Below are 23,658 nucleotides of genomic sequence, written 5' to 3' on the forward strand. Positions count from 1 at the left end.
TGGAGACGTGCCTAGTGCACGCCCATCCAGCTCTCTATGGGATTGAGGGCGAAGAAGACCAGGAAGATGCCTGTCAGCGCCCACATGAACGCCCCGATCTCCCTCGCCTTGCCCTGAGCGATCTTGATGGCGACGTACGAGATGACACCGGCGGCGACACCGGCCGTGATCGAGTACGTGAACGGCATGATGACGACGGTCAGGAAGACCGGGATCGCGGTGGCCCGGTCCGCCCAGTCCACATGCCGCGCGTTCATCATCATCATGGCGCCGATGACCACCAGGGCCGCCGCCGCGACCTCGCCCGGCACGATCGCCGTGAGCGGCGTGAAGAACAGGCAGGCCGCGAAGAACAGGCCGGTGACGACCGAGGACAGGCCCGTACGGGCTCCCTCGCCGACGCCCGTCGCCGACTCCACGAACACGGTCTGGCCCGAGGCGCCGGACACGCCGCCGATCGCGCCGCCCGCGCCGTCGATGAACAGCGCCTTGGACAGGCCCGGCATCCGGCCCTTGTCGTCGGCCAGCTTGGCCTCGGTGCCGACGCCGATGATCGTCGCCATCGCGTCGAAGAACCCGGCGAGCACGAGCGTGAACACGATCATGCCGACCGTCATCGCGCCGACCTGCCCCCACCCGCCGAACTCGACATTGCCGAAGATCGAGAAGTCGGGCATGGAGACCGCGCTGCCGTGCAGTTCGGGTGCGCCGCTCGCCCACTGCTTGGGGTCGATGACGTCGAGGGCGTTGAGGACGACCGCGATGAGGGTGCCGCCGACGATGCCGATCAGGATCGCGCCGGGGATGCCGCGCGCCTGGAGCATGAAGATCGCGAGGAGGGTCACCGCGAAGAGCAGGACGGGCCAGCCCGCCAGTTCGCCGGCCGGGCCGAGGGTGACCGGGGTCCCCTCGCCCTGGTGCACGAAACCGGCCTTGAAGAAGCCGATCAGGGCGACGAACAGGCCGATGCCCATGGTGATCGCGTGCTTCAGCGCCAGCGGGATCGCGTTCATGATCATCTCGCGGAGGCCGGTGACGACCAGCAGCATGATGACCACGCCGTACATCACGCACATGCCCATGGCCTGCGGCCAGGTCATCTGCGGGGCGACCTGTGAGGCGAGGACGCCGGAGACGGAGAGGCCGGCGGCGAGGGCGAGCGGCACCTTGCCGAAGAAGCCCATCAGCAGGGTGGTGAGGGCCGCGGCGAACGCGGTTGCGGTGATGAGGGCCTGCTGGGCGAGCGTGTTCCCTGCGGCGTCCTTGCCGGACAGGATCAGGGGGTTGAGGAGGAGGATGTACGCCATCGCCATGAAGGTGGTGACGCCGCCGCGGACCTCCGTTGCGACGGTGGATCCTCGCTTGGATATGTGGAAGTACCGGTCGAGCCAGGACCTGCCGGCCGGGATGCGGGTGCCTTCGCCCGCGTCTTCGGCTGTGGTCCTCGGCTCAAGTGACTGCTGGGTCATGTGGGCCTGCTCCCAAGGTTCATAGGGACACCCGTATGGGGAACCGCCGGGGTGGCGGCTACGGGATTTGGGAAGGTGCTGCGGCCGCACGACCCGGGGGACGGCCCGAGACGAACGATGCGTGTGCGTGGTACTGGACTTGACCGGCGTCGGGGTTGCCGTGGGTTTGGCTGTTGCCCGGCGTCGGGGTGCCGCTGCGCCCACCCGTGCCGCCCCAGGCGGCACGCATGCCCGCAGCGGCGGCGGACGTTGAGACGTTGCCGTTGCCGCACGCGCCCGGTGAGGCGCGGCGGCGGCGTTGTGACGCGCCGCTTACGCCGTGCCCGTCAGGTGTTCCGGGCGTACCGGCGTTCTGTTCAGCTCCAGGCCCGTCGCGTTGCGGATTGCTGCGAGGACGGCTGGAGTTGAGGACAGGGTTGGGGCTTCGCCGACGCCGCGGAGGCCGTAGGGGGCGTGGTTGTCGGCGAGTTCGAGGACGTCGACCGGGATGGTCGGGGTGTCGAGGATGGTGGGGATCAGGTAGTCCGTGAAGGAGGGGTTCCTGACCTTGGCCGTCTTGGGGTCGACGATGATCTCTTCCATCACCGCGACGCCCAGGCCCTGTACCGTGCCGCCCTGGATCTGGCCGATGACGGACAGCGGGTTGAGTGCCTTGCCGACGTCCTGGGCGCAGGCCAGCTCGATGACCTTGACCAGGCCCAGCTCGGTGTCGACCTCGACGACGGCGCGGTGCGCGGCGAAGCTGTACTGGACGTGGCCGTTGCCCTGGCCGGTGCGCAGGTCGAAGGCCTCGGTGGGCCGGTGCCGCCACTCCTCCTCGATCTCGACGGCCTCGTCTTCGAGGACGTCCACCAGGTCGGCCAGTACCTCGCCGCCGTCGGTGACGACCTTGCCGCCCTCCAGGAGCAGCTCGGCCGTCGCCCAAGCCGGGTGGTACGTACCGAACTTGCGGCGGCCGATCTCCAGCACCGTCTCCCGGACCAGCTCGCACGCGTTCTTCACCGCGCCGCCCGTGACATACGTCTGGCGCGAGGCCGACGTCGAACCCGCCGAGCCGACCTGCGTGTCCGCCGGACGGATGGTCACCTGCGTGACGCCCAGCTCGGTGCGGGCGATCTGCGCGTGGACGGTGACGCCGCCCTGGCCGACCTCCGCCATCGCGGTGTGCACGGTGGCCACCGGCTCTCCACCGACGACCTCCATCCGCACGCGAGCGGTCGAGTAGTCGTCGAAGCCTTCGGAGAAGCCGACGTTCTTGATGCCGACGGCGTAGCCGACTCCGCGTACGACGCCTTCACCGTGCGTGGTGTTGGACAGACCGCCGGGCAGCTGCCGTACGTCCGCGCCCTCGCTGCTCTCCCACTGGCGCTCCGGCGGCATCGGCATGGCCTTGACGCGGCGCAGGAGTTCGGCGACCGGGGCCGGGGAGTCGACCGGCTGGCCGGTCGGCATGATCGTGCCCTGCTCCATGGCGTTGAGCCGGCGGAACTCCACCGGGTCCATGCCGAGCTTCGCCGCCAGCTTGTCCATCTGCGCCTCGTAGGCGAAGCACGCCTGGACCGCGCCGAAGCCGCGCATGGCGCCGCAGGGCGGGTTGTTGGTGTAGAGGGCGATCGCCTCGATGTCCACGTCGTCGACCACGTACGGGCCGACGCTCAGCGACGCGGCGTTGCCGACGACCGCCGGGGAGGCCGACGCGTAGGCGCCGCCGTCCAGGACGATCCGGCACTTCAGGTGGGTGAGCTTGCCGTCCTTGGTGGCGCCGTGCTCGTAGTACAGCTTCGCGGGGTGGCGGTGGACGTGTCCGAAGAAGGACTCGAAGCGATTGTAGACGATCTTGACGGGCTTGCCGGTGCGCAGGGCGAGCAGACAGGCGTGGATCTGCATCGACAGGTCCTCACGGCCACCGAACGCGCCGCCGACGCCGGACAGCGTCATACGGACCTTGCTCTCGGGCAGGCCGAGGACCGGGGCGATCTGCCGCAGGTCGCTGTGCAGCCACTGGGTGGCGATGTAGAGGTGGACGCCGCCGTCCTCGTCCGGGACCGCGAGGCCCGACTCGGGGCCGAGGAAGGCCTGGTCCTGCATGCCGAAGGTGTACTCGCCCTCGACGACGACGTCGGCACGCTCACGAGCGGCGGAGACGTCCCCTCGTACGATCGGCTGGCGGTGCACGATGTTCGAGTGCGGGACATGGCCGAAGTGGTGGTCGTCGCGGCCCTCGTGGACGAGGATCGCGTCCGGCGCGGTCGCGGAGGCCTCGTCGGTGATGACCGGCAGCTCCCGGTACTCCACCTTGATCTTGGCGGCGGCGCGGCGCGCGGTCTCCGGGTGGTCGGCGGCGACGATCGCGACGGGCTCGCCGTGGTGGCGGACCTTGCCGTGGGCGAGGACCGGGGTGTCCTGGATCTCCAGGCCGTAGTTCTTCACGTCGGTCGGCAGGTCGTCGTACGTCATGACGGCGTACACGCCCGGCGTCGCGAGGGCCTCGCCCGTGTCGATGGACACGATCTCGGCGTGCGCGACCGTGGAGCGCAGGATCTGGCCCCAGAGCATGTCCTCGTGCCACATGTCGGACGAGTACGCGAACTCGCCGGTAACCTTGAGGGTGCCGTCCGGGCGGAGGGTGGACTCGCCGATGCCGCCCTTGGTCTGGGAGCCCTGGGTGACCTTGGTGGGAGCGCCGATGGGGGCGCCGTTGGTGGGCATGGTGCTAGACCGCCTCTCCCTGCCGGGCGGCTGCCAGCCGGACCGCGTCCATGATCTTCTCGTACCCGGTGCAGCGGCACAGGTTGCCCGACAGCGCCTCGCGGATGTCCGCGTCGGTCGGGTTCGGGTTGCTCTCCAGCATCTCGTCGGCGGCGACCAGCAGACCCGGCGTGCAGAAGCCGCACTGGACGGCGCCGGCGTCGATGAACGCCTGCTGGATCGGGGAGAGTTCCGTGCCCTCGCCGGTCTGCGAGTCGGTGCCCTTGGCCTGCCAGCCCTTGGCCTCGTCGAGCGAGGTGCCACACGTGTCGCCGCAGGAGCGCTGCTTGGCGTAGTCCGCCAGGCCCTCGACCGTGACGACCTCGCGGCCCTCCACCTGACCGGCGGCGACCAGGCACGAGCACACCGGCACGCCGTCGAGGCGGACCGTGCACGAACCGCACTCGCCCTGTTCGCAGGCGTTCTTCGAACCCGGCAGACCGAGCCGCTCACGCAGCACGTACAGCAGGGACTCGCCCTCCCACACGTCGTCGGCTTCCTGGGGACGGCCGTTGACAGTGAAGTTCACACGCATTACGCAGCTCCCTCGGTGATGCGGCGGGCGCCGCGGTACGACTCCCAGGTCCAGGTCAGCGTGCGGCGGGCCATGACGCCGACCGCGTGCCGGCGGTAGCTCGCGGTGCCCCGGACGTCGTCGATCGGGTTGCAGGCGCCCGAGCACAGCTCCGCGAACTGCTTGGCGACCGACGGGGTGATGATCTTGCCGTTGTCCCAGAAGCCGCCCTCTTCGAGCGCCGCGTTCAGGAACTCCTCCGCGGCCTTCGCGCGGACCGGGGTGGGGGCGGCCGAGCCGATGCCGGTGCGGACGGTCCGCGTCTCGGGGTGCAGCGCGAGACCGAAGGCGCACACCGCGATCACCATGGCGTTGCGGGTGCCGACCTTGGAGTACTGCTGCGGCCCGTCGGCCTTCTTGATGTGTACGGCCCTGATCAGCTCGTCGGCGGCGAGCGCGTTGCGCTTCACGCCGGTGTAGAACTCGTCGATCGGGATGAGACGGGAGCCGCGCACCGACTCGACCTCGACCTCGGCGCCGGCCGCGAGGAGGGCGGGGTGGGCGTCGCCGGCCGGGGAGGCGGTGCCGAGGTTGCCGCCGACGCCGCCGCGGTTGCGGATCTGCGGGGAGGCGACCGTGTGCGAGGCGAGGGCCAGGCCCGGCAGCTCGGGACGCAGGTGCTCCATGATCTTGGCGTACGGGACGGAGGCGCCGAGCCGCACGGTGTCCTCGCCGGCCTCCCACTCGGAGAGGTCGCCGATGCGGTTCAGGTCGAGCAGGTACTCGGGCCGGCGGTGGTCGAAGTTGATCTCGACCATCACATCGGTGCCACCCGCAATCGGCACAGCGGTGGGGTGCTCGGCCTTCGCGGCGAGCGCCTCCTCCCAGCTGGCGGGGCGAAGGAAGTCCATGACCGGCTCTCTTCTTCGTCTCGTGGGTCGTACTGATCAAGCCAGATCGGGTGCGGTGGGACTGGCTCGTTCATGTTCTGTTAACGCGGATTGACGTCAGTACACAGCGCGGTGCGCCCCATCGGTCAGTCACGGAAACCATGAAGGAGTTGGCTGGCCAGCGAGGTCATCTTGTAGATTCGTATGAATGGAGGTCACCGGTAACCTCCTCGTTTTTCCGTGGAAACGTCAGTCACAGCCCTTGTGACCTGGGACACCTCCGGAAGCAGGCGAGCACCGCGTACAGCGGCGCTCACCGGCCCGCCGATCTGGCCGCGGCCACCATGACCCATCAAGATTCATCGTAGATTTCGAGACAAAGAACGGCGGCGACGAGAATGCGGCTGCGCGCACTGCTGGACACCGACGCGCTGGGCCTCAGGCTGCTCGGCGGCGAGGACGAGCTGGACCGCACCGTCCGCGGCGTGATGACCACCGACCTCAGGGACCCCAGCCGCTACCTCTCGGGCGGGGAGCTGGTGCTCACGGGCCTGGCCTGGCGCCGGGACGCCGAGGACTCCGAGCCGTTCGTACGGATCCTGGTGGCGGCCGGCGTGGCCGCGCTCGCCGCCGGTGAGGCCGAACTCGGGGACGTCCCGGACGATCTGGTGGTCGCCTGCGCCAAGCACCGGCTGCCGCTGTTCGCGGTGCACGAGTCGGTGGCGTTCGCGACGATCACCGAGCATGTCGTACGGCAGGTCTCGGGCGAGCGCGCCGGGGACCTCGCGGCGGTGGTCGACCGGCACCGGCGGATGATGACCTCGGGCCCCGCGGGCGGCGGTCCGGACGTGGTCCTCGACCTCCTCGGCTCCGACCTCGATCTGAGCGCCTGGGTGCTGTCGCCGACCGGGCGGCTCATCGCGGGCCCGAAGGTGGGCGGGCCGGAGCTGCCCGCCGACCTGTGCGCGCGATTGGCAGCCGAGCATCTGGCGGCCGCCCGCACCGGACGGCGGGGCCCGCACCGGGTGACGCTGGGCACCGCGCCGTACGCCCTCTTCCCGATCCGCAGCAGCGGGCGCTCCCCGCAGGGCGCCCGGGACGTACGGGAGACGGTGCTGTCGGACTGGCTGCTGGCCGTCGCGGCGGACGCCGGGGACTGGCCCGAGGAACGGCTCGACCTGCTCCAGGGCGTCACCCAGCTGATCGCGGTCGAGCGGGACCGGCGGGACGCCGCCCGTACGGTGCGCAGGCGGCTCGCTCAGGAGGTGCTGGAGCTGGTGCAGACCGGTGCCGCGCCCGCCGAGATCGCCGCCCGGCTGCGGGTGGCCGCCCCGGTGCTGCTGCCCGGGCTCGGCGCGGCACCGCACTGGCAGGTGGTCGTGGCCCGCGTCGAGTGGGACGGCGGGGACATCGAGGGCGGGCCGGTCGCCCAGTCGCTCCTTGAGGAGATCCTCGTCGACCCGCTGGCGACGGGACCGGAGCCCTCCGACCGGATCGCCGTCGCCCACACCGGCGACGAGGCGATCGCCCTCGTACCCCTCCCGGCGGTGTCGACCGAGCACGACGGCTCCGAGTCGGGGATCCACGCCGAAGCGCTCCTGGAGTCCGTACGGGATCCCCTGACGGCCGGTCTTGACGAGGACGGGCGGGTCACGCTCGGCGTCAGCGCGGCCGTGCACTCGGCGGAGGGGCTGCGCGGGGCGCTGGAGGAGGCGCGGCACGCTCGGCGGGTGGCGGCGGCCCGGCCCGGCCGGGTGTGCGCGGCCGGCCACCAGGAGCTGGCCTCGCACGTCCTGCTGCTGCCCTTCGTCCCGGACGACGTCCGGCGCGCGTTCACGGCCCGGCTCCTCGACCCCCTCCGGGACTACGACCGCCGGCACCGCGCCGAACTGATCCCCACCCTGGAGGCGTTCCTCGACTGCGACGGCTCCTGGACACGCTGCGCCAACCGCCTCCACCTGCACGTCAACACGCTGCGCTACCGCGTCGGCAGAATCGAGCAATTGACGAGCCGTGACCTGTCACGCCTGGAGGACAAGCTCGATTTCTTCCTGGCGTTGCGGATGAGTTGAGGCGATCGGACCGGCCGCGCGAGTCAGCGCAAGTGAAAACTTTCACACTCCCTCTTGGCCAGGGGCGACGATTCGTGCTGAGATGCCGCCACCACTCATAGCTCGACGGCGCGCTCGGGGAGGGCAATGTGGCGCATACCGCCATGTCTGGTTTCGGAACGACCCCTGGTGACGATCCCCTCCAGACCGCGGTATGGCGGCTGCGCTCCCGCGCGTGCTGGGCGGACGCGGCGGCCCTGCTCCGGCCCGACACCCCGGCGTCCGCGTTGCAGCGGGCCGCGCTGCTGGTCGAACGGTGTCTGTACACCGAGCAGGGCTGGGAGGAGGCCGAGGACGGGCTGCGTACGGCCGAGGCGCTGGCCCACACCGACGAGGAGCGGGGCGCGGCCGCTTGTGAACGCGGGCAACTTGCCTACGCGGCCACGCTGCACACGGTCCGGGACCGGGCGGACGAGGCGCGGGCCGCGCTGGGCCGGGCGGCGGCGCTGGTCCCGCCGGGGGCGCCGGGCCGGGCGCTGCTGGACTTCCGCCGGGGCCTGCTGGCCGAGAACCTGACCCTCTCCCCGCAGGCGGCGCGCGTGGCAGTGGCAAGGACGGTCTACTGAAGGACCTCCGCAAGCAGGTCTCACTCCTGGAGGATGACTTACGGGCGCGCAGCGACTCGGTGGAGTTGTACCGGGAGCGGCTGGGCGCCGAGTACGAGAGAGCCTACGAGGCCAGGCGTACGGCGGCCACGTACGAGGCTTGGCGGGACGAGCGGGTCACGCAGGTCGCGGTGGCGTGGGTGCTGGGGTGCGTCTTCGTACGTTTCTGCGAGGACAACGGGCTGATCGCGCGCCCGTGGTTAGCAGGTGTCGGCGAGCGTCTCAAGGACGCTGAGGACCACGACGCGGCATTCTTCGCCGCGAACCCGGCGAAGAACGACCGCGACTGGATCATCGAGGCGTTCGATCACCTGGCCGGCACCAACCCGACGGTCGCGGACCTCTTCGACCAGACGCACAACCCGCTGTGGGAGATCGAGCCGTCGTACGAGGCGGCGACGGGGCTGTTGAAGTTCTGGCGGCGGGTGGGAGCGGACGGAGAGATCGTGCACTCCTTCGTAGACCCGACCCTGAACACGCGCTTCCTGGGCGACCTGTACCAGGACCTGAGCGAACACGCCCGGAAGACCTACGCGCTGCTCCAGACCCCGGTGTTCGTGGAGGAGTTCATCCTCGATCTGACACTGGAGCCGGCGGTGGCTGAATTCGGGTTGGAGCCGATTGTCGAGATCCGCGACGGGCACGGTGGTGTTCGCGAACTCCCAGCAAGGTTACGGACCATCGACCCGGCGTGTGGGTCGGGGCACTTTCTGCTGGGGTTGTTCGAGCGGCTGCTGGCGAAGTGGCGGGCCGTGGACAAAGCAGCGGACGACTGGACGTTGATTCGGCGTGCGCTGGATTCAGTGCACGGCTGCGACAAGAACCCGTTCGCGGTATCGATCTCCCGATTCCGGCTGATGATCGCCGCGCTGAAGGCTGCGGACACGAAGCGGCTCGATGCAGCCCCTGGGTTCCCGGTCAACGTAACGGTGGGGGATTCCCTGATCCATGGCCGCGGTGCGCCAAAGCGCGAGTCGGAGACCATGTTCTCCATTTTGGGCGAGACTCTGGGGACCTTCCTCTACCGACCTGAGGACATCGACAAGTACGCGGAACGCTGCGATCTGTTGACGCGCGACTCTTATCACGTGGTCGTGGGGAACCCGCCGTACATCACGGTCAAGGACAAGCAGGAAAACCACAACTACCGGGTGTATGAGTCCTGTTCAGGTAAGTACGCCCTGTCGGTGCCGTTCGCGGAGCGACTGTTCCAGCTGGCGGTGCGAACGTCGGGGTCAGAGCGTGACGCGGGATATGTCGGGCAAATCACGGCGAACTCCTTCATGAAGCGGGAGTTCGGCAAGAAACTGATCGAGGAGTTCTTCCGGCTCAAGGTCCATCTGACGCATGTCATCGACACGTCGGGGGCATATATTCCGGGGCACGGCACGCCGACGGTGATTCTGGTGGGGCGGAACCATGTACCGCGGCCGGAGGAGCCTGTTCGGGCAGTGCTGGGGGTCCGAGGGGAGCCGGCCCAACCTAAAGTTGCCGAGAAGGGATTTGTATGGGTCGCGATCGTCAAACAGGTTGGCGCACCCGGCAGTGAATCCGAATGGATTAGCTCAACCGATTCCCATCGCGTGAACTTTTCATCCTACCCATGGAGCCTTTCGGGTGGGGGCGCGAGCAGCCTGATGTCCATCCTGGCTCGCGGCACCCAGCCACTGGATTCACAGGAGGGGATTTCAGTGAAGGTTCACGCTGTCCTCGGAAATAATGACGTTTTCATGGCCGATCGACCGACTCCCCAATGGGCGACTGAGTCGGCACCGTTCAAGGAAATTTCCGCAGGCGACAACATTCGAGACTGGTCAGCGTCCACTCGATATGCTCTGTGGCCCTACTCAGAGAATGTCGAGGCAGAGCGCCTGCGCACATCACCAGCGTACTGGCCCTGCAGGACCGAGCTACGGAACGGCCTGATCTTCGGCAAAACACGCGAGGAAAGGGACATGGCATGGAACGAATATGCCATGCTATCGAATACCGTCAAAGCTAATGACGTCCTCATTGCTTTCTCTTGCGTGGCGACGCACAATCATTTCTCCCTTAGCAGGAGCTCTATTTTACACAACCAGCATGCGCCAGTAGTTCAGTTTCAAAAGGAAAAATACACCGGCGAACCAATCCCTCTTTTAGGGGTCCTCAACTCGTCGTCGGCGTGCTTCTGGCTCAAGCAGGTCAGCCAAGGCAAGGGCGGTAGTGGCCTCGGCCGGGGCCACCAGGACGAGGCATGGGAAGAGCGCTACGAGTTCACCGGCACCAAGCTTCAGGAGTTCCCCCTCCCCGCCCGGCTCCCCGTCCCACTCAGCCGCTCCCTCGACACCCTCGCCCAGGAGCTCGCCACCTACGAGCCTTCCGCCATCTGCGCCGCCGCCGAGCCGCCCACCCGCTCCCGTCTCGACACCGCCCACGACTCCTGGACCCGTACCCGCCAGCACATGATCGCGCTCCAGGAGGAGCTCGACTGGGAGGTCTACCACTCCTACGGACTCCTCACCGACGCCGAGAAGGCCCGCCTCACCGCCCCCTCCCCCGCACCCACCCCCATCCCCCAAGTCAAGCTCGGGGAGCGAGCGTTCGAGATCGTCCTCGCGCGCAAGCAGGACGCCGGGGAGTTAGAGACCGCTTGGTTCAACCGGCACAACTCCACCCCCGTCACCAAAATCCCAGCCCACTGGCCGGACTGGTACCAGGCCATCGTCCAGGCCCGTATCGACACCATCTCCGCCCGCCGCGACCTCGCGCTCATCGAGCGCCCCGAGTGCAAGCGTCGTTGGGCCACCGACCCCTGGGAGAAGCGCGAAAGGGCCGCGCTCCGCGCCTGGTTACTCGACCGCTGCGAGGACAAAACCCTCTGGTTCCACGTCCTAAACGACTTCGTGCAGCCCCGCACTCTCACCATCGCTCAGCTCGCCGACGAACTCGAAAAGCTGCCCGATGCGAAAGCGATCCTCAACACGGCCCACCTCTACGCCACCCACCTCGGCAAGCCGAACCTCTCCCTCACCCAGGTCCTGGCAGACGTAGTCGACGCCGAGCACGTCCCCTACCTCGCCGCGTACCGCTACAAGGACACCGGCCTGCGCAAGCGTGCGCAGTGGGAGGCCGTATGGGAGCTGCAGCGCGAGGAGGACCGTACCGGGGAGCGGCTCGACATACCCGTACCGCCGAAGTACACCTCCGCGGACTTCGCCAAGCAGTCGTACTGGTCGAACCGCGGAAAACTCGACGTTCCCAAGGAGCGTTTCGTGTCCTACCCGGACGCGAACCCCGACTCCGACCCGACCCTCCTCCTCGGCTGGGCGGGCTGGGACCAGCGGGACCAGGCGACCGCCCTGCTGAACATCGTCAGCGAGCGCCGCAAGCAGCAGGACTGGTCGGCCGAGCGGCTCGTACCGCTGCTCTCCGGGATCGCGGAGCTCCTGCCGTGGCTACGGCAATGGTTCGGGGAGGTCGACGAGGAGTGGGGCGAGGAGTCTGCAGCCGAGGAGTTCCAGAGTTTCCTGGACGGGGAGTTGGCGAGCGCACAACTCACCCCGAGCTCGCTCAGCGACTGGCGTCCGGTGAAGGCCCGAGCGCGTAAGACGACAGCCACGGCAACACAGACGAAGACAACGGGCACGACGAAGATGGTGGAAGACCATGAGTAGCAGCGGCGGCGAGCTCTATCTCCGCGACGTACTGGACCTGTCCGAGGTGGTCCGTGCCGGGTCGTTCAAGATCGAGCTGTCCGGGGGCTTCGACGAGACCGCCAAGCGCGTGGCCGAATACGTAGTCACCCCGCAGCTGGAACAGGCACTGCGCCGCGCCCTGAAGATCGTCGAAGCGTCCGTACGGGCGGGGACGTCCGACGCCGCCTATCTGCACGGCTCCTTCGGCTCCGGCAAGAGCCACTTCATGACCGTGCTGCACGCGATCCTCTCGAACGACCCGGCTGCTCGCGCCAAACCCACGCTCCAGACGATCATCGCGGATCACGACGCATGGCTACGGAACCGGAAGTTCCTGATGGTGCCGTTCCACCTGGTCGGCGCGACCGATCTCGACTCGGCGATCCTCGGCGGCTATGTCCGTACAGTCCGGGAGTTACACCCGGACGCACCCGTGCCGCCGGTCTACCGGGCTGACGCGATGTTCGACGACGCCCGCCGCCAGCGGGAGTTCTTCGCCGACGACGAGCAGTTCGTCCGCTGGCTCGGCAATCCCGCGCTGCCCAAGGAGGAGGAGACACCCGCCCAGCAGACCCCAGAAGCCGACGACGAGGACGACCTGGTCGACCTCGACGTCCAGGAGGCCCCGGAGACCTGGTCCCCGGCTCTCCTCGACCAAGCCCTCGCCGCCTCCCCCGATCCGAAGGTCCGCGAGTGGCTGGCGTCCGCGCTGCTGTCCGGTCCGTACTCCTCGTACTCCCGTGGCGCTCTCGGCGCCAAGAACGCTTTCCTGCCGCTGGAGAACGGCCTGGACATCATCAGCCGGCACGCCAAGTCCCTCGGCTACGACGGTCTCGTCCTCTTCCTCGACGAGCTGATCCTTTGGCTCCAGGCTCACCTGCGTGAGCGGACCTTCGTCAATGACGAGGTCAACAAGCTGGTCAAACTGATCGAGTCGGGCACGGGCGGCCGCGCGCTGCCAGTCATCTCCTTCATATCCCGCCAGCGCGACCTGTCCGAGCTGATCGGTTCGGACGCCGTCGGCGCCGAGGCCAAGAACCTTGAACAGCAGGTCAAGTACCTGGCAGGGCGTATCGACCCGATCAGTCTGGAGGACCGCAACCTCCCCGAGATCATCAAGGAGCGCGTCCTCAAGCCCAAGGACGACGCAGCGAAGGCCGCTCTCGAAGCCGCCTTCGCCCGGATCGAGACCTCGAACCAGTCGGTTCGTGACGTGCTCCTCGACGCCAATGGCGTCACCCACGCCGACTGGAAGGACTTCAAGGCGCTCTACCCGGTCTCGCCCGTCCTCCTCAACGTCCTGGTCGCGCTCTCCGGCGCGCTCCAGCGCGAGCGCACCGGTCTCAAGCTGCTCCAGCAGATGCTCTACCAGCGGCGCGAGGACATGAAGGTCGGCGAGTTGATCCCGCTGGGCGACCTGTGGGACGTACTGGCCGAGGGGATGGGAGAGGCGTTCACCGACCGGCTGCGCAGTGAGGCCGAGGCGGCGACGCGCTTCCACGGCAAGGTGAAGGACCACTTGCTGGAGAAGTACGGGTCCGCCGAAGACACCAAGTACAAGGCCGACGAACGCTTCGTCAAGACGATGCTGCTCGCCTACCTCGCACCCGAAGTGCCGGCTCTCGCCCGGCTGACCGGGCCGCGGCTGAACGCGCTGAACCACGGGTCGATCCGCTCGCGTACCGGCCAGGAGGACCGGATCGTGGTCAGGCGGATGCAGGAGCTCCAGGCGCAGTTCCCCGGAGAGCTGCGCAGCGACGGACATGCCCTGGACCCGGTGTTCACGCTGCATCTGTCCGATCTGGATGTGGAGCCGATCCTGGACAGCGTCGGCGAGAAGGACACCCTCGGGGCACGCAAGCGGTGGGTGCAGGAGTGGCTGTGGCGGGAGTTGAAGATCGCCGACAACGGCACGCTCGTCGCCGACCGTGAGATCGTCTGGCACGGAACGCGCCGGACCGCGGAGTTCGTCTTCGAGAACGTACGCGATCCTCAGATCCTGCCCGACGCGCAGTTCGATCCGTCCACTCCTGACCGGATCCGCTTGGTCATCGACTACCCCTTCGACGAGGACGAGAAGGGCACACCCAGCGCAGACGAAAACCGGGTCTACCGCCTGCAGCGGGAGAAGCCGGACGCGGCGACCGTCGTCTGGCTGCCGTCCTTCATCTCCAGCCAGCGGGGTACCCAGCTCGGCCGCCTACTGAAGATCAACTATCTGCTCGATCGTGACCGCTTGAAGGACTTCGCGACTCATCTCGGCTCTGACGACCAGGTACGGGTGCGGCATCAGTTGGAGGCACAGCGCGAAACTCTCGTCGCACAGCTGGGGCAGGTGCTGCATCAGGCGTACGGGATCGCCAGGGCCAACGAGAGTGACCTAGGCGCCCAGGTCACCGAGGGCAAGCACGTCCACGCGCTGTACGCCGGGCACAGTCCGCAGCTTCAGGGCGGCGGGACCTTCGAGTACAACCTGCTGAAGCTCGCCGACGGGCTGCTGGACGCGATGTATCCCAAGCATCCGAACTTCGACCGTCAGGAAAGCCGCAAGCCGGTCACCGCCGCGAAGTTCAAGATGGCATACGGCTGGATCGTCAAGGCCATGGACGACAGCTCGCGCCGAGTCGTCGTCGACAGCCGAGACCTCGGCGATGTGGCGCGGATCGTGCACCCGCTGGAGCTGGGCGAAGTGCACGACGGGCCGCTGAACGTCTCCACGGACTGGCGCCGTCACATCGACCAACAGGCGGGCAAGCATGGCGCGAAGGGCGACTTCCGGGTCGAGGACATCCGCATCTGGATCGCCGAGTTGGGCTGGACGGGGCTGGACAGGCTGGTCTCCAATCTGGTGATCGCGACGTACGCCCTTCTCGCGGACCGTTCCTGGGTCTACAACGGCAAGGTCGAAAAGGCGCCTGCGCTGGACCAGATAGGCCCTGGCTGGGCGCTGCGGGCACAGGAACGGCCGAGCGAGGAGGAGTACACCAGGGCGCACGAGCGGGCCGCGGCGCTGTTCGGCACGAGCGTGCCGACGGTGCTGTACACCCGCAACGTCAACGCGCTCGCGGCGGATGTCCGCACCAAAGCGGAGGCGCGCGAGAAGGCCGTCAACGGGCTGCGGCGGGCGCTGGCCCGCTACCGTTCTGCCCTCGGCATCACCGGCGAGGCGCCGACGGCTCGCGAGCAGGCGGTGCGGGACGCGGCCGACCTCCTCGCGCGGATCAAGCAGACTCCGGAGGCGACACCGCTCGCCCGGGACCTGGCGGCTGCAACGTATGAGAGCACGTACTTCGAACTGGGCAAGGTGATCTCCTCGGCCCAGGAAGTGCTGGACGCGCTGGAGAGCACCGACTGGGAACTGATCGACAGCGTACGGAAGTACACCGACCGCGGGGACGGCCTCGCCGACCGGTCCGAGCGACTGCTCGCGGAGATCGCGGACGCCGCATCGAAGAATGAGTACGACACCAGCCTGAAGCCGGTCCTCAACGGGGCCCGCGGTCAAGCGGTGGCTCTGATAAGCGAGGCAGCCCGGCTGAGCACCGTCGCGCCTGTGTCGCCTCCGTCTCCGCTCCCGCCCGCGTCGCCGCTGACCGTCACGCCCGAGGTGAACTCCCCCGGTTCCAGTACCGGTCACAGCGGTATCAGCCCGACCACGGACTACCAGCCACCACTGCCCTCCCCGCCGACCACTGCGGCGACGGCCTCTCGTCGCTCGCGGCGGGTGAAGGCCGCGGAGGGCGGGCGCGTACAGGAACACGCACTCAACCGGGCCCTCACAGACGTACAAGACGAGATTCGCGACTACGCCGCCGCGCATCCGGACGTCGAGATCGAGATCAAATGGCAGGTGGTGCAGGCCGACGAGGGGCACGGCTTGAGCCTGCCGGAAGGTGATCACTGATGGGAGCCCTCGTGCCCGAACTCGACCAGCGGGTCATCACCGGGCTGCTCACCACCCGGCTGACCCGCACCAAGGGTCGGCGACTGCTGCTGGTGCACGGGAAGTACGCGGCGGGTGGACCCGAAGAGTTCAGTGTGCCGGTCGGCGACGGGACACGGCGCAAGGTCCGGGTCGCCCATACCACCTCGGTACTCGGACTCACCGACGCTTGGCAAGCCCATCTGGCCACCGAGGATGCGGACTTGCTGGTGGTCACCACGGATGTGCCGGGGGAACGGATCAGTCTCGATCTGTTGGGTGAGATGGTGCGCTCGCAGATCATCGCCGTAGACGAGGCCGATATCGTCAAGCAGCTCTTCGGCGCCTCCGACCTCGACCCGCGCATGCGGCGAGATCCGTGGCTGTGGTTGCCGGCCGCGCTGATCGACGCCGAGCCTGATGCGGCGCGGGGCGGCTGGCCGCAGCACGGCGCCGTGCTCACCCTGGACGCGGCGATGCGTGCGCTGGTCGGGGTGCGGCTCGGGCTTGAGGGCCTCTTCGAGGGCGGGGCGTCGGTGGACGTCGACGCGCTGCTGGCCTGGTCCCGTACACCGGGCGGTCCCGAGCGCCTCGCCGCGCTGTCGGAGGCCGAACGCCGGGGCATCACCGAATGGCTGGCGCAGAGTGCGGGCGAGGCTGCGCCTGTGCTCCTGCGGCTCGCACTCCAGGGGCGGGGGGCCGAGGCCACCGCACTGGGTGTGCTGGCGTCCGTCATGACCGGGGACACGGCATCGGCCGATGCGGCTGTCGCACTGGGCTCGGTGTTCGGGCGGGGATCCCGGCCCTCCGAACTGCGCGCCTACGCGCGGGCGGTGGAAGGCACCCTGACCCGCTGGATCGGCGAGGCATCGGGCCGGGGACCCCAGAGCGAGGAGGCCCTGCAGCGGGTTGTCGACGTGCTGCACCAGGCGGACCGGCTGGCAGACGAGGCCCATCTGACCGCCGCGCTGGCCGGCAACCCCTTCCTGCCATCCAGCTTCCAGGCGCGGCTGAGCAGGCTGGCCGACGCCCTGTCCAAAGGGCCGCAGGCCGCTCAAGCCGCCTGGGAGCATGTGGCGGAGCATCAACTCGCCGCCGTCCTCTACCCGAAGCAGGTCGAGCTCGCGCGCATGGCGGTACGGCTGCGGCGCTGGCTGGACACGCCGGAACCGGCCGTGTCCTCGGTCGGTCAGGCTGTGCGTACGCATGTGGCCGACTGGGGGTGGGTGGACCGGGCACTCGCACAGCTATGGGTGGGCGGCGGTGAGGCCGGTCCCGCGCTGGCGCTGGCGTATCGTGCGGTGCACGACGCGGTGCGAGGGCGGCGGGCGCTGCTCGACGAGGCTTTCGCGGCTCGACTCGGTCCGTGGGTCAAGCGCGCCACCGCCGCGCAGTCCGGTGGGGCGCTGCTCGTTGAGGATGTCCTTCGGACGATCGCACTGCCGCTGGCGAAGATGCGGCCGCCGCTGGTGCTCGTCCTGGACGGGATGAGCAGCGCGGTCGCGGCCCAACTCGGCGAGGAGCTGACCGGGGCGGGACGATGGAGTGAACTGTCCGGCGACGGACGCCGGTCTGCAGCTGTCGCGATGGTCCCTTCGGTCACGGCGATCAGCCGGGCGACCTTGTTGTGCGGACGGCCGGTTTCGGGCGGTCAGAGCGTGGAGAAGGAGGGGTTCGCCGACTTCTGGAAACAGCACCGGCATACGGCGGTCCTCTTCCACAAGAACGAAATCCCTGGACCGCCCGGGCAGTTGCTCGACCCGAGGCTGGTCGCAGCGATCGCCTCGGACGACGTGGTCGGCGTCGTATTGAGCACGATCGGCGAGAGTCTCGATCACGGGCAGCGGAGCACACTCGCCGACTGGTCGGTGAGCCGGGTGAAGTACCTCACCGAGCTCCTCAATTCCGCGCGTGGGCAAGGGCGTCCGGTGGTACTGGTGTCCGACCACGGGCATGTGCTGGACCGAACAGGAGCCGAGGCCGGGCCGTCGACCGCCGAGGGCGTGGAGTCGGCCCGCTGGCGTACAGGGCCGGAGGTCGGTGAAGGCGAGGTCTCGCTTTCCGGGCCCCGGGTGCTGGAGAACGGCGGCCGGGTCACCATGCCCTGGTCGGAGGAGATCCGCTACACCCCGCGCAAGTCCGGGTACCACGGCGGTGCTGCGCTCGCCGAGATGACGGTGCCGGTGCTGGTCCTGGCGCCGTCGGCAGAGCTGGCACCCGCGGAGTGGCGCGAGCTGCCACGCGAAACCGTACAGCCGTCGTGGTGGGAGGCGGAGGCCACATCCTTGCCGGTGCCCATCCCTGTCAAGCCTGCGAAGAGGGCAGCGAAGGTCAAGCCGAAGCCACGGCCGCAGGAAGGTGAGCTCTTTGCCGACGACGCGGTCGAGGTGCCCGCCACCACCCCACCGGCGGAACCGTCCGTGCTCACGCTCGGTCAGCGGGTCCTCGACACCACCGTCTACAAGCATCAGCGCAAGTTCGTCCGCAAGCCGCCGGAGCACAAGGTGGTGGCCGCCGTCATCGACGCGCTCGACCACGCGGGCGGCACGCTCTCGCTCGCGGCGGTCGCCGCGGCCGCCCTCGGTTCGGGTGGCCGTACGAACACCCGAACCGAGGGCCTTGTGACCGTGCTGACCCGGCTGTTGAACATCGAGGGCTACGAGGTCATCAGCCTCATCGACTCCCGGACCAGGGTCCGGCTCAACCGTGAGACGCTGCGTGAGCAGTTCGAGCTGTCCCAGGAGAGCGTGTGAGCGCCGCATCCGTCAGCGCGGCCCGCCGCCGCGAGGTCATCGACGCGTTGCGGCGCGGGACCGTGCCACAGTCGGGACTCGACCTGTTCGCGGTCGGTCTGGACCGTTTCACGCCCGCGTTGGATGAGCGGATCTCCACGATCGCGTCGGGCGGCGCGTCCTTCCACGCGATCCGCGGAGAGTACGGGTCCGGCAAGACGTTCTTCGCACGCTGGCTCGCCGAACGGGCCAAGCGGTCCGGGCTCGCCACCGCCGAGATCCAGATCTCTGAGACGGAAACCCCGCTGCACAAGCTGGAGACCGTCTACCGTCGGCTCACCGAGCGGCTGACCACCGCGACCGAACCGGCCAGTGCGCTGCGTTCGGTGGTCGACGGATGGTTCTACACCCTTGAGCAAGAGGTGGACGAGGCGCATCCCGAACTCGCCGAGGACAACGAGGCGTTAGAGGAGGCGGTCGAGGACCTGCTGGAGACACGTCTGCGTGCGGTCGCCCGGACCACGCCGGCGTTCTCAGCAGCTCTGCGCGGTTACCGCAAGGCCACGCTTGCCGGGGATTCGGCGACCGCCGAGGCTGTGATCGCCTGGCTCGGCGGCCAGAAGTCGGTGGCCGCCTCCGCACGACGAACCGCAGGAGTACGCGGAGACCTGGACCACTTCGCGGCGCTCGGCTTCCTCCAGGGTCTGCTCACCGTACTGAAGGACTGCGGGCATCCCGGGCTCTTGGTGGTCCTGGACGAGATCGAGACCTTGCAGCGGGTCCGGGGCGACGTACGTGAGAAGGGGCTGAACGCACTGCGTCAGCTTCTCGACGAGATCGACGCGGGCCGCTTTCCCGGACTCTTCCTGGTGATCACCGGCACCCCCGCTTTCTACGACGGACAGCAGGGCATACAGCGGCTCCCGCCACTCGCCCAGCGGCTGACGACGGACTTCTCGACCGATCCGCGCTTCGATTCACCGCGGGCGGTCCAGCTGCGGCTGACCGGCTTCGATCTCGTACGACTCGGCGAACTCGGCTGTTCCGTAAGGAACTTGTACGCGGGCGCGGCCAAGCACCCTGAGCGCATCGCGGCACGGGTCGATGACGCATACGTCGCCGAGCTGGCCACCGCCATGACGGGCAAGCTCGGCGGGCGGGCCGGGATCGCCCCACGGCTGTTCCTGCGCAAGCTGGTCGCGGACGTACTGGACCGGGTCGACGAATTCGACGACTTCGACCCACGCAAGCACTACGCGCTGACAGTGAACGCCACTGAGCTGAGCGAGGTCGAGCGCAACGCGGCAGCAGACAGCGCCGACGAAATCGAGCTGGAGCTGCCATGACCGGCGCCCCCGAACCGCTCGACCGGTTACATCCCGGACTGGTCCATCACATCGTCAACACCCTGGGATGGCCCGAGCTCCGTCCTCTCCAGGAGGAGGCCATCGAGCCGCTGCTCGACGGCTCGGACGCTGTTCTTCTGGCCCCGACCGCCGGCGGAAAGACCGAGGCCGCCTCCTTCCCGCTGCTTTCGAAGATGGCGCAGGAGAACTGGACCGGCACCTCGGTGCTGTATGTCTGTCCACTGAAGGCGCTGCTGAACAACCTTCTGCCGCGCCTGGAGACGTACACCTCCTGGCTGGGGCGGACCGCCGCCCTGTGGCACGGAGACGTGTCGCAGCCGCGCCGCAAGAAGATCCTGCGGGGCCGGCCGGACGTACTACTGACCACTCCGGAGTCGTTGGAAGCGATGCTCGTCAGCACCAATGTCGATCACCGGGCGTTCTTCTCAGGACTGCAGGCCATCGTCGTCGACGAGGTGCACGCCTTCGCGGGGGACGACCGGGGATGGCACCTGCTGGCCGTGCTCGAACGCCTTCAACGGATCGTGGGACGACCGGTACAACGCATCGGGCTTTCCGCGACGGTGGGTAACCCGGATCACCTGCTCACCTGGCTGCAGGGATCAGGGAGCGGGCACCGCGCGGCGCGGGTCGTCGCCCCGCACCTGCGCGAGGAATCCCCTGTACTGCCGCCGCCCGGCGACATCCAGGTCGACTATGTGGGCTCCCTGGAGAACGCGGCCACGGTGATCGCTGCCCTGCACCGCGGCGAGAAGCGGCTCGTGTTCTGCGAATCGCGCCGACAGGTCGAGAAGCTCGGAGAGAGCCTGCGGGCCAAGGGCGTGACCACTTTCCTGTCCCACGCATCCCTGTCAGTGGATGAACGGCGGCGGGCAGAGGAAGCCTTCGCCGAAGCACGCGACTGCGTGATCGTCTCCACCAGCACCCTCGAACTCGGCATCGACGTAGGCGACTTGGACCGCGTCATCCAGATCGACGCACCCGCCACCGTGGCTTCCTTCCTTCAGCGTCTTGGCCGTACCGGCCGGCGGCCGGGTTCCACCCGCAACTGCCTGTTCCTCACCGTCGACGAGGACGGACTGATCGGCACGGCAGCCCTGCTGCTTCTGTGGTCGCGCGGCTGGGTGGAGCCAGTGGTGGCCCCGCCGGAGCCTCGGCACATCGTCGCCCAACAAGTACTGGCCCTCTGCCTGCAGGAGCATCGGGTCGGGGACCGACTGTGGCAGGAATGGTGGGGAGGGCTCGGCCCCTTCGGAACTTCGGCCGAGCCCATCGTGCGCCACCTGATCGAGGAGGGGTTCCTGGACCGGGACGGAGGGATGCTGTTCATCGGCCCCGAGGCGGAACGCCGCTTCGGCTACCGGCACTTCATGGACCTCACCGCGGTGTTCACCGCAGCTCCGGAATTCACGGTGCTCTCGGGCCGTACCGAGATCGGCACGACCAATCCCGCGCTGCTGACCGAAGAGGTGGCGGGTCCTCGGCGCCTGCTCCTCGCCGGACAGAGCTGGCAGGTGACGTACATCGACTGGTCCCGGCGGCGATGCTTCGTCGAACCGGTCGACGGCGGCGGCAAGGCGCGCTGGGGAGGAGCAGGTTCCGGCCGGACCGCCTCGTACGAACTGACGCGCGCGGCACGGGAAGTGCTCCTCGGCGTCGACCCACCGGTCACCCTCACCGGGCGCGCCAAGGCCGCGCTCACCCAGGCACGCGAGAGCAACTCGGAACTGGTCCACCCCGACGGGACGGTGGTCGTAAGGGGCGGGCGCGACACCAGTGTGCGCTGGTGGACCTGGGCCGGCTACCGGGCCAACGCCACCCTGACCGCGACACTCACCACGATCGCCGATCCCCTCCAGAGGCCGACAGACACCTGCATCCGACTTCGCGAGGACGTGACGCCCACAGAATGGAGGAAGGTCATTTCGGAGGCCGCCGATCAGCTGTGCCTTCCGGCAGTGGATGCGCGTGCGCTGAACGGCCTCAAGTTCAACGCCGCACTGCCGACCCGGCTCGCGGAGGCCACCCTTGCCGCACGGCTCGCGGATCTGGACGGCGCAATAGCTGCGCTCAGAGGACCGACCAGGTTCACAGTTCTGGGGCAGTGACTTGGGCATCGATCATCGAGGGGCCAACAGGCCGACAACGTGAACCGGCTCCAGGAGATCAGGCTCGTACGTCCCGCTGCTGAACTTCCTTGAGCACTCCGGCCACCGTCACGAAGTCGTTGTCCACGTGGAGAACGGTGTGCCCATGGTGTACAGCTGTCGCACACACCAACAGATCGATCGCACCAGCCGCCCGATGCTGGCCCCGCTGGGTCAGTTTGTACTGGGCGGTGTCGACCCAACGCCAGGCGTTCTTCGGAACCGGAGAGAGCAAGCAGAGCGCGTCCAGTTCCTCTGCGAGCTCATCCCGATGGGACGGGCTGGTTGCCGAGTAGAGAAATTCGGCACGTGTCGGCTCGCAGAGGTGGAACACCCCGGCGGCAATGTGCCCCTCCCAAGGGCGCAACGCGCCTGGGGTGCGAAACAGGTGCCACAGAGCCGAGGTGTCCACCAGATACGTGATCACTCGAAGGCCTCGCGTCGCGCATGCTTCTCCGCGTCATGCGCCGCCGCGGCCTGCTCGAACTCTCCACGCGCACCCCGCGCGGCCAGCTTCTCCGCAGCCTCAAGCCGCTTGATCCGCGCCACATAGTCCCGAAGGGCCGCGTTGACGGTCTCCTTCTTCGTCGTGACGCCCATGAGCCGCATGGCCTCGGCCAGCGCCTCGTCGTCGAGATCAATCTGCGTGACGGACATCCTGCACCTCCAACATCCACGATGTATGTACCCAAGATACATCACCAACATTGGACGCAGCCATCGATCACAAACAGAGCAGGCGAGGGAAGTGCGCTGGATGTCGGGGCGTTCCCATGGGCCGCTTCCCGCCACGAGGCGAGCCGGCGGAGACCTGCGCAACGGCGACACGAAATACCGCATAGGCGCCATGCCCGACTTGACCGGAATCAGCGTCCAGAAATTTGTCCAGACGATCATGAAATCATGATCACCGCGGGGTCGCCAGGACCCTCACACCCTCGCCCCGACCAGCGAAGTTGCTGGTCAGATCGATTCTGCACGCGTAGCGAGTGGTGGGGCGGGTGGGACTCGAACCCACGGCCGACGGATTATGAGTCCGCTGCTCTAACCGGCTGAGCTACCGCCCCATAGCGGCGTGTCGCGCACATTTGTGCGCGCCGTCTGCCGCAGCATAGCCGCTCATACGATCTCCTGCCTCGGATGGTCGACTTCGCACGCCCATGAGGACTTCGGCCTGGCCTGGGCGGTTCCACCGGACATGAAAAAGGACCCCAAGGGGGTCCTCTTCAGGTTGCTCTCCCGACTGGACTCGAACCAGTAACCTGCCGGTTAACAGCCGGCTGCTCTGCCAATTGAGCTACGGAAGATCGAAGCTCCCCCGACTGGACTCGAACCAGTAACCTGCCGGTTAACAGCCGGCTGCTCTGCCAATTGAGCTACGGAGGATCGCCTCGTTGCATCGAACGTACCTCCCTGGGTATTCGCCAGGGGGCGCGCGCTCGCTGCGACACATACATTAGCGCAAGCAGGGGGGTG

12 protein-coding genes, 3 tRNA genes and 1 pseudogene are annotated in these 23,658 nt (G+C 68.2%); 7 read left to right on the forward strand and 9 right to left on the reverse strand.

The features are described 5' to 3' along the window. Nucleotides 1–11: 11 nt before the first annotated feature. The 4 genes from AB0I98_RS04225 to AB0I98_RS04240 form a co-directional block, all read right to left on the reverse strand. Nucleotides 12–1,469 (reverse strand): NCS2 family permease, encoded by a 1,458-nt coding sequence (locus AB0I98_RS04225; protein ID WP_362935011.1) that lies wholly within the window; start codon nt 1,467–1,469, stop codon nt 12–14. 312 nt (nt 1,470–1,781) lie between these two features. Next, nucleotides 1,782–4,178 carry a molybdopterin cofactor-binding domain-containing protein gene (locus AB0I98_RS04230; RefSeq protein WP_362935014.1) on the reverse strand — a complete coding sequence of 799 codons (2,397 nt, stop codon included), beginning with the start codon at nt 4,176–4,178 and terminating at the stop codon, nt 1,782–1,784. Nucleotides 4,179–4,182: 4 nt separating this feature from the next. Continuing rightward, nucleotides 4,183–4,752 (reverse strand): (2Fe-2S)-binding protein, encoded by a 570-nt coding sequence (locus tag AB0I98_RS04235; RefSeq protein WP_210571532.1) that lies wholly within the window; start codon nt 4,750–4,752, stop codon nt 4,183–4,185. Next, nucleotides 4,752–5,642, reverse strand: a complete 891-nt coding sequence (locus AB0I98_RS04240) for a xanthine dehydrogenase family protein subunit M (protein WP_362935017.1) — start codon at nt 5,640–5,642, stop codon at nt 4,752–4,754. Before AB0I98_RS04240 ends, AB0I98_RS04235 begins: the two co-directional genes overlap by 1 nt. Nucleotides 5,643–6,019: 377 nt before the next feature. Here AB0I98_RS04240 and AB0I98_RS04245 point away from each other — a divergent pair, with 377 nt between their 5' ends. From AB0I98_RS04245 to AB0I98_RS04275, 7 genes and pseudogenes are all read left to right on the forward strand, one after another. Further along, the gene (locus AB0I98_RS04245; RefSeq protein ID WP_362935020.1) at nt 6,020–7,693 is read left to right on the forward strand and encodes a PucR family transcriptional regulator ligand-binding domain-containing protein; all 1,674 of its coding nucleotides are present in this window, start codon (nt 6,020–6,022) and stop codon (nt 7,691–7,693) included. Between the two features lie 128 nt (nt 7,694–7,821). Then, nucleotides 7,822–8,271 (forward strand): annotated as a pseudogene (locus tag AB0I98_RS04250) (hypothetical protein); the annotation flags it as partial. A 23-nt stretch (nt 8,272–8,294) separates the two neighbouring features. Beyond that, nucleotides 8,295–11,993: a BREX-2 system adenine-specific DNA-methyltransferase PglX gene (gene pglX, locus AB0I98_RS04255; protein WP_362935719.1), complete on the forward strand. Its 3,699-nt coding sequence runs from the start codon at nt 8,295–8,297 to the stop codon at nt 11,991–11,993. Further along, on the forward strand, nt 11,986–15,918 hold the full coding sequence (locus AB0I98_RS04260) for a PglY protein (RefSeq protein WP_362935023.1): 3,933 nt from the start codon (nt 11,986–11,988) through the stop codon (nt 15,916–15,918). The genes pglX and AB0I98_RS04260 overlap by 8 nt, the downstream gene beginning before the upstream one ends. After that, nucleotides 15,918–18,689 (forward strand): BREX-2 system phosphatase PglZ, encoded by a 2,772-nt coding sequence (pglZ, locus tag AB0I98_RS04265; protein ID WP_362935026.1) that lies wholly within the window; start codon nt 15,918–15,920, stop codon nt 18,687–18,689. Before AB0I98_RS04260 ends, pglZ begins: the two co-directional genes overlap by 1 nt. Continuing rightward, nucleotides 18,686–20,014, forward strand: a complete 1,329-nt coding sequence (brxD, locus tag AB0I98_RS04270; RefSeq protein WP_362935029.1) for a BREX system ATP-binding protein BrxD — start codon at nt 18,686–18,688, stop codon at nt 20,012–20,014. The genes pglZ and brxD overlap by 4 nt, the downstream gene beginning before the upstream one ends. Continuing rightward, a complete protein-coding gene (locus AB0I98_RS04275) occupies nt 20,011–22,143 on the forward strand; it encodes a DEAD/DEAH box helicase (protein ID WP_362935032.1) in 2,133 nt (710 codons plus the stop codon). Before brxD ends, AB0I98_RS04275 begins: the two co-directional genes overlap by 4 nt. Nucleotides 22,144–22,201: 58 nt before the next feature. Here the strand turns inward: AB0I98_RS04275 and AB0I98_RS04280 are convergent, their stop codons facing one another. From AB0I98_RS04280 to AB0I98_RS04300, 5 genes are all read right to left on the reverse strand, one after another. After that, a complete protein-coding gene (locus tag AB0I98_RS04280; RefSeq protein ID WP_362935035.1) occupies nt 22,202–22,609 on the reverse strand; it encodes a PIN domain nuclease in 408 nt (135 codons plus the stop codon). Then, nucleotides 22,606–22,839, reverse strand: a complete 234-nt coding sequence (locus AB0I98_RS04285; protein ID WP_362935037.1) for a type II toxin-antitoxin system VapB family antitoxin — start codon at nt 22,837–22,839, stop codon at nt 22,606–22,608. Before AB0I98_RS04285 ends, AB0I98_RS04280 begins: the two co-directional genes overlap by 4 nt. 333 nt (nt 22,840–23,172) lie before the next feature. Then, nucleotides 23,173–23,249: transfer RNA gene (locus tag AB0I98_RS04290), tRNA-Ile, on the reverse strand. A gap of 167 nt (nt 23,250–23,416) precedes the next feature. Continuing rightward, nucleotides 23,417–23,489: transfer RNA gene (locus AB0I98_RS04295), tRNA-Asn, on the reverse strand. Nucleotides 23,490–23,495: 6 nt separating this feature from the next. After that, nucleotides 23,496–23,568: transfer RNA gene (locus AB0I98_RS04300), tRNA-Asn, on the reverse strand. Nucleotides 23,569–23,658: the final 90 nt, after the last annotated feature.

The sequence above is a fragment of the Streptomyces sp. NPDC050211 genome (genome assembly GCF_040656035.1).
Classification (GTDB): Bacteria; Actinomycetota; Actinomycetes; order Streptomycetales; family Streptomycetaceae; genus Streptomyces.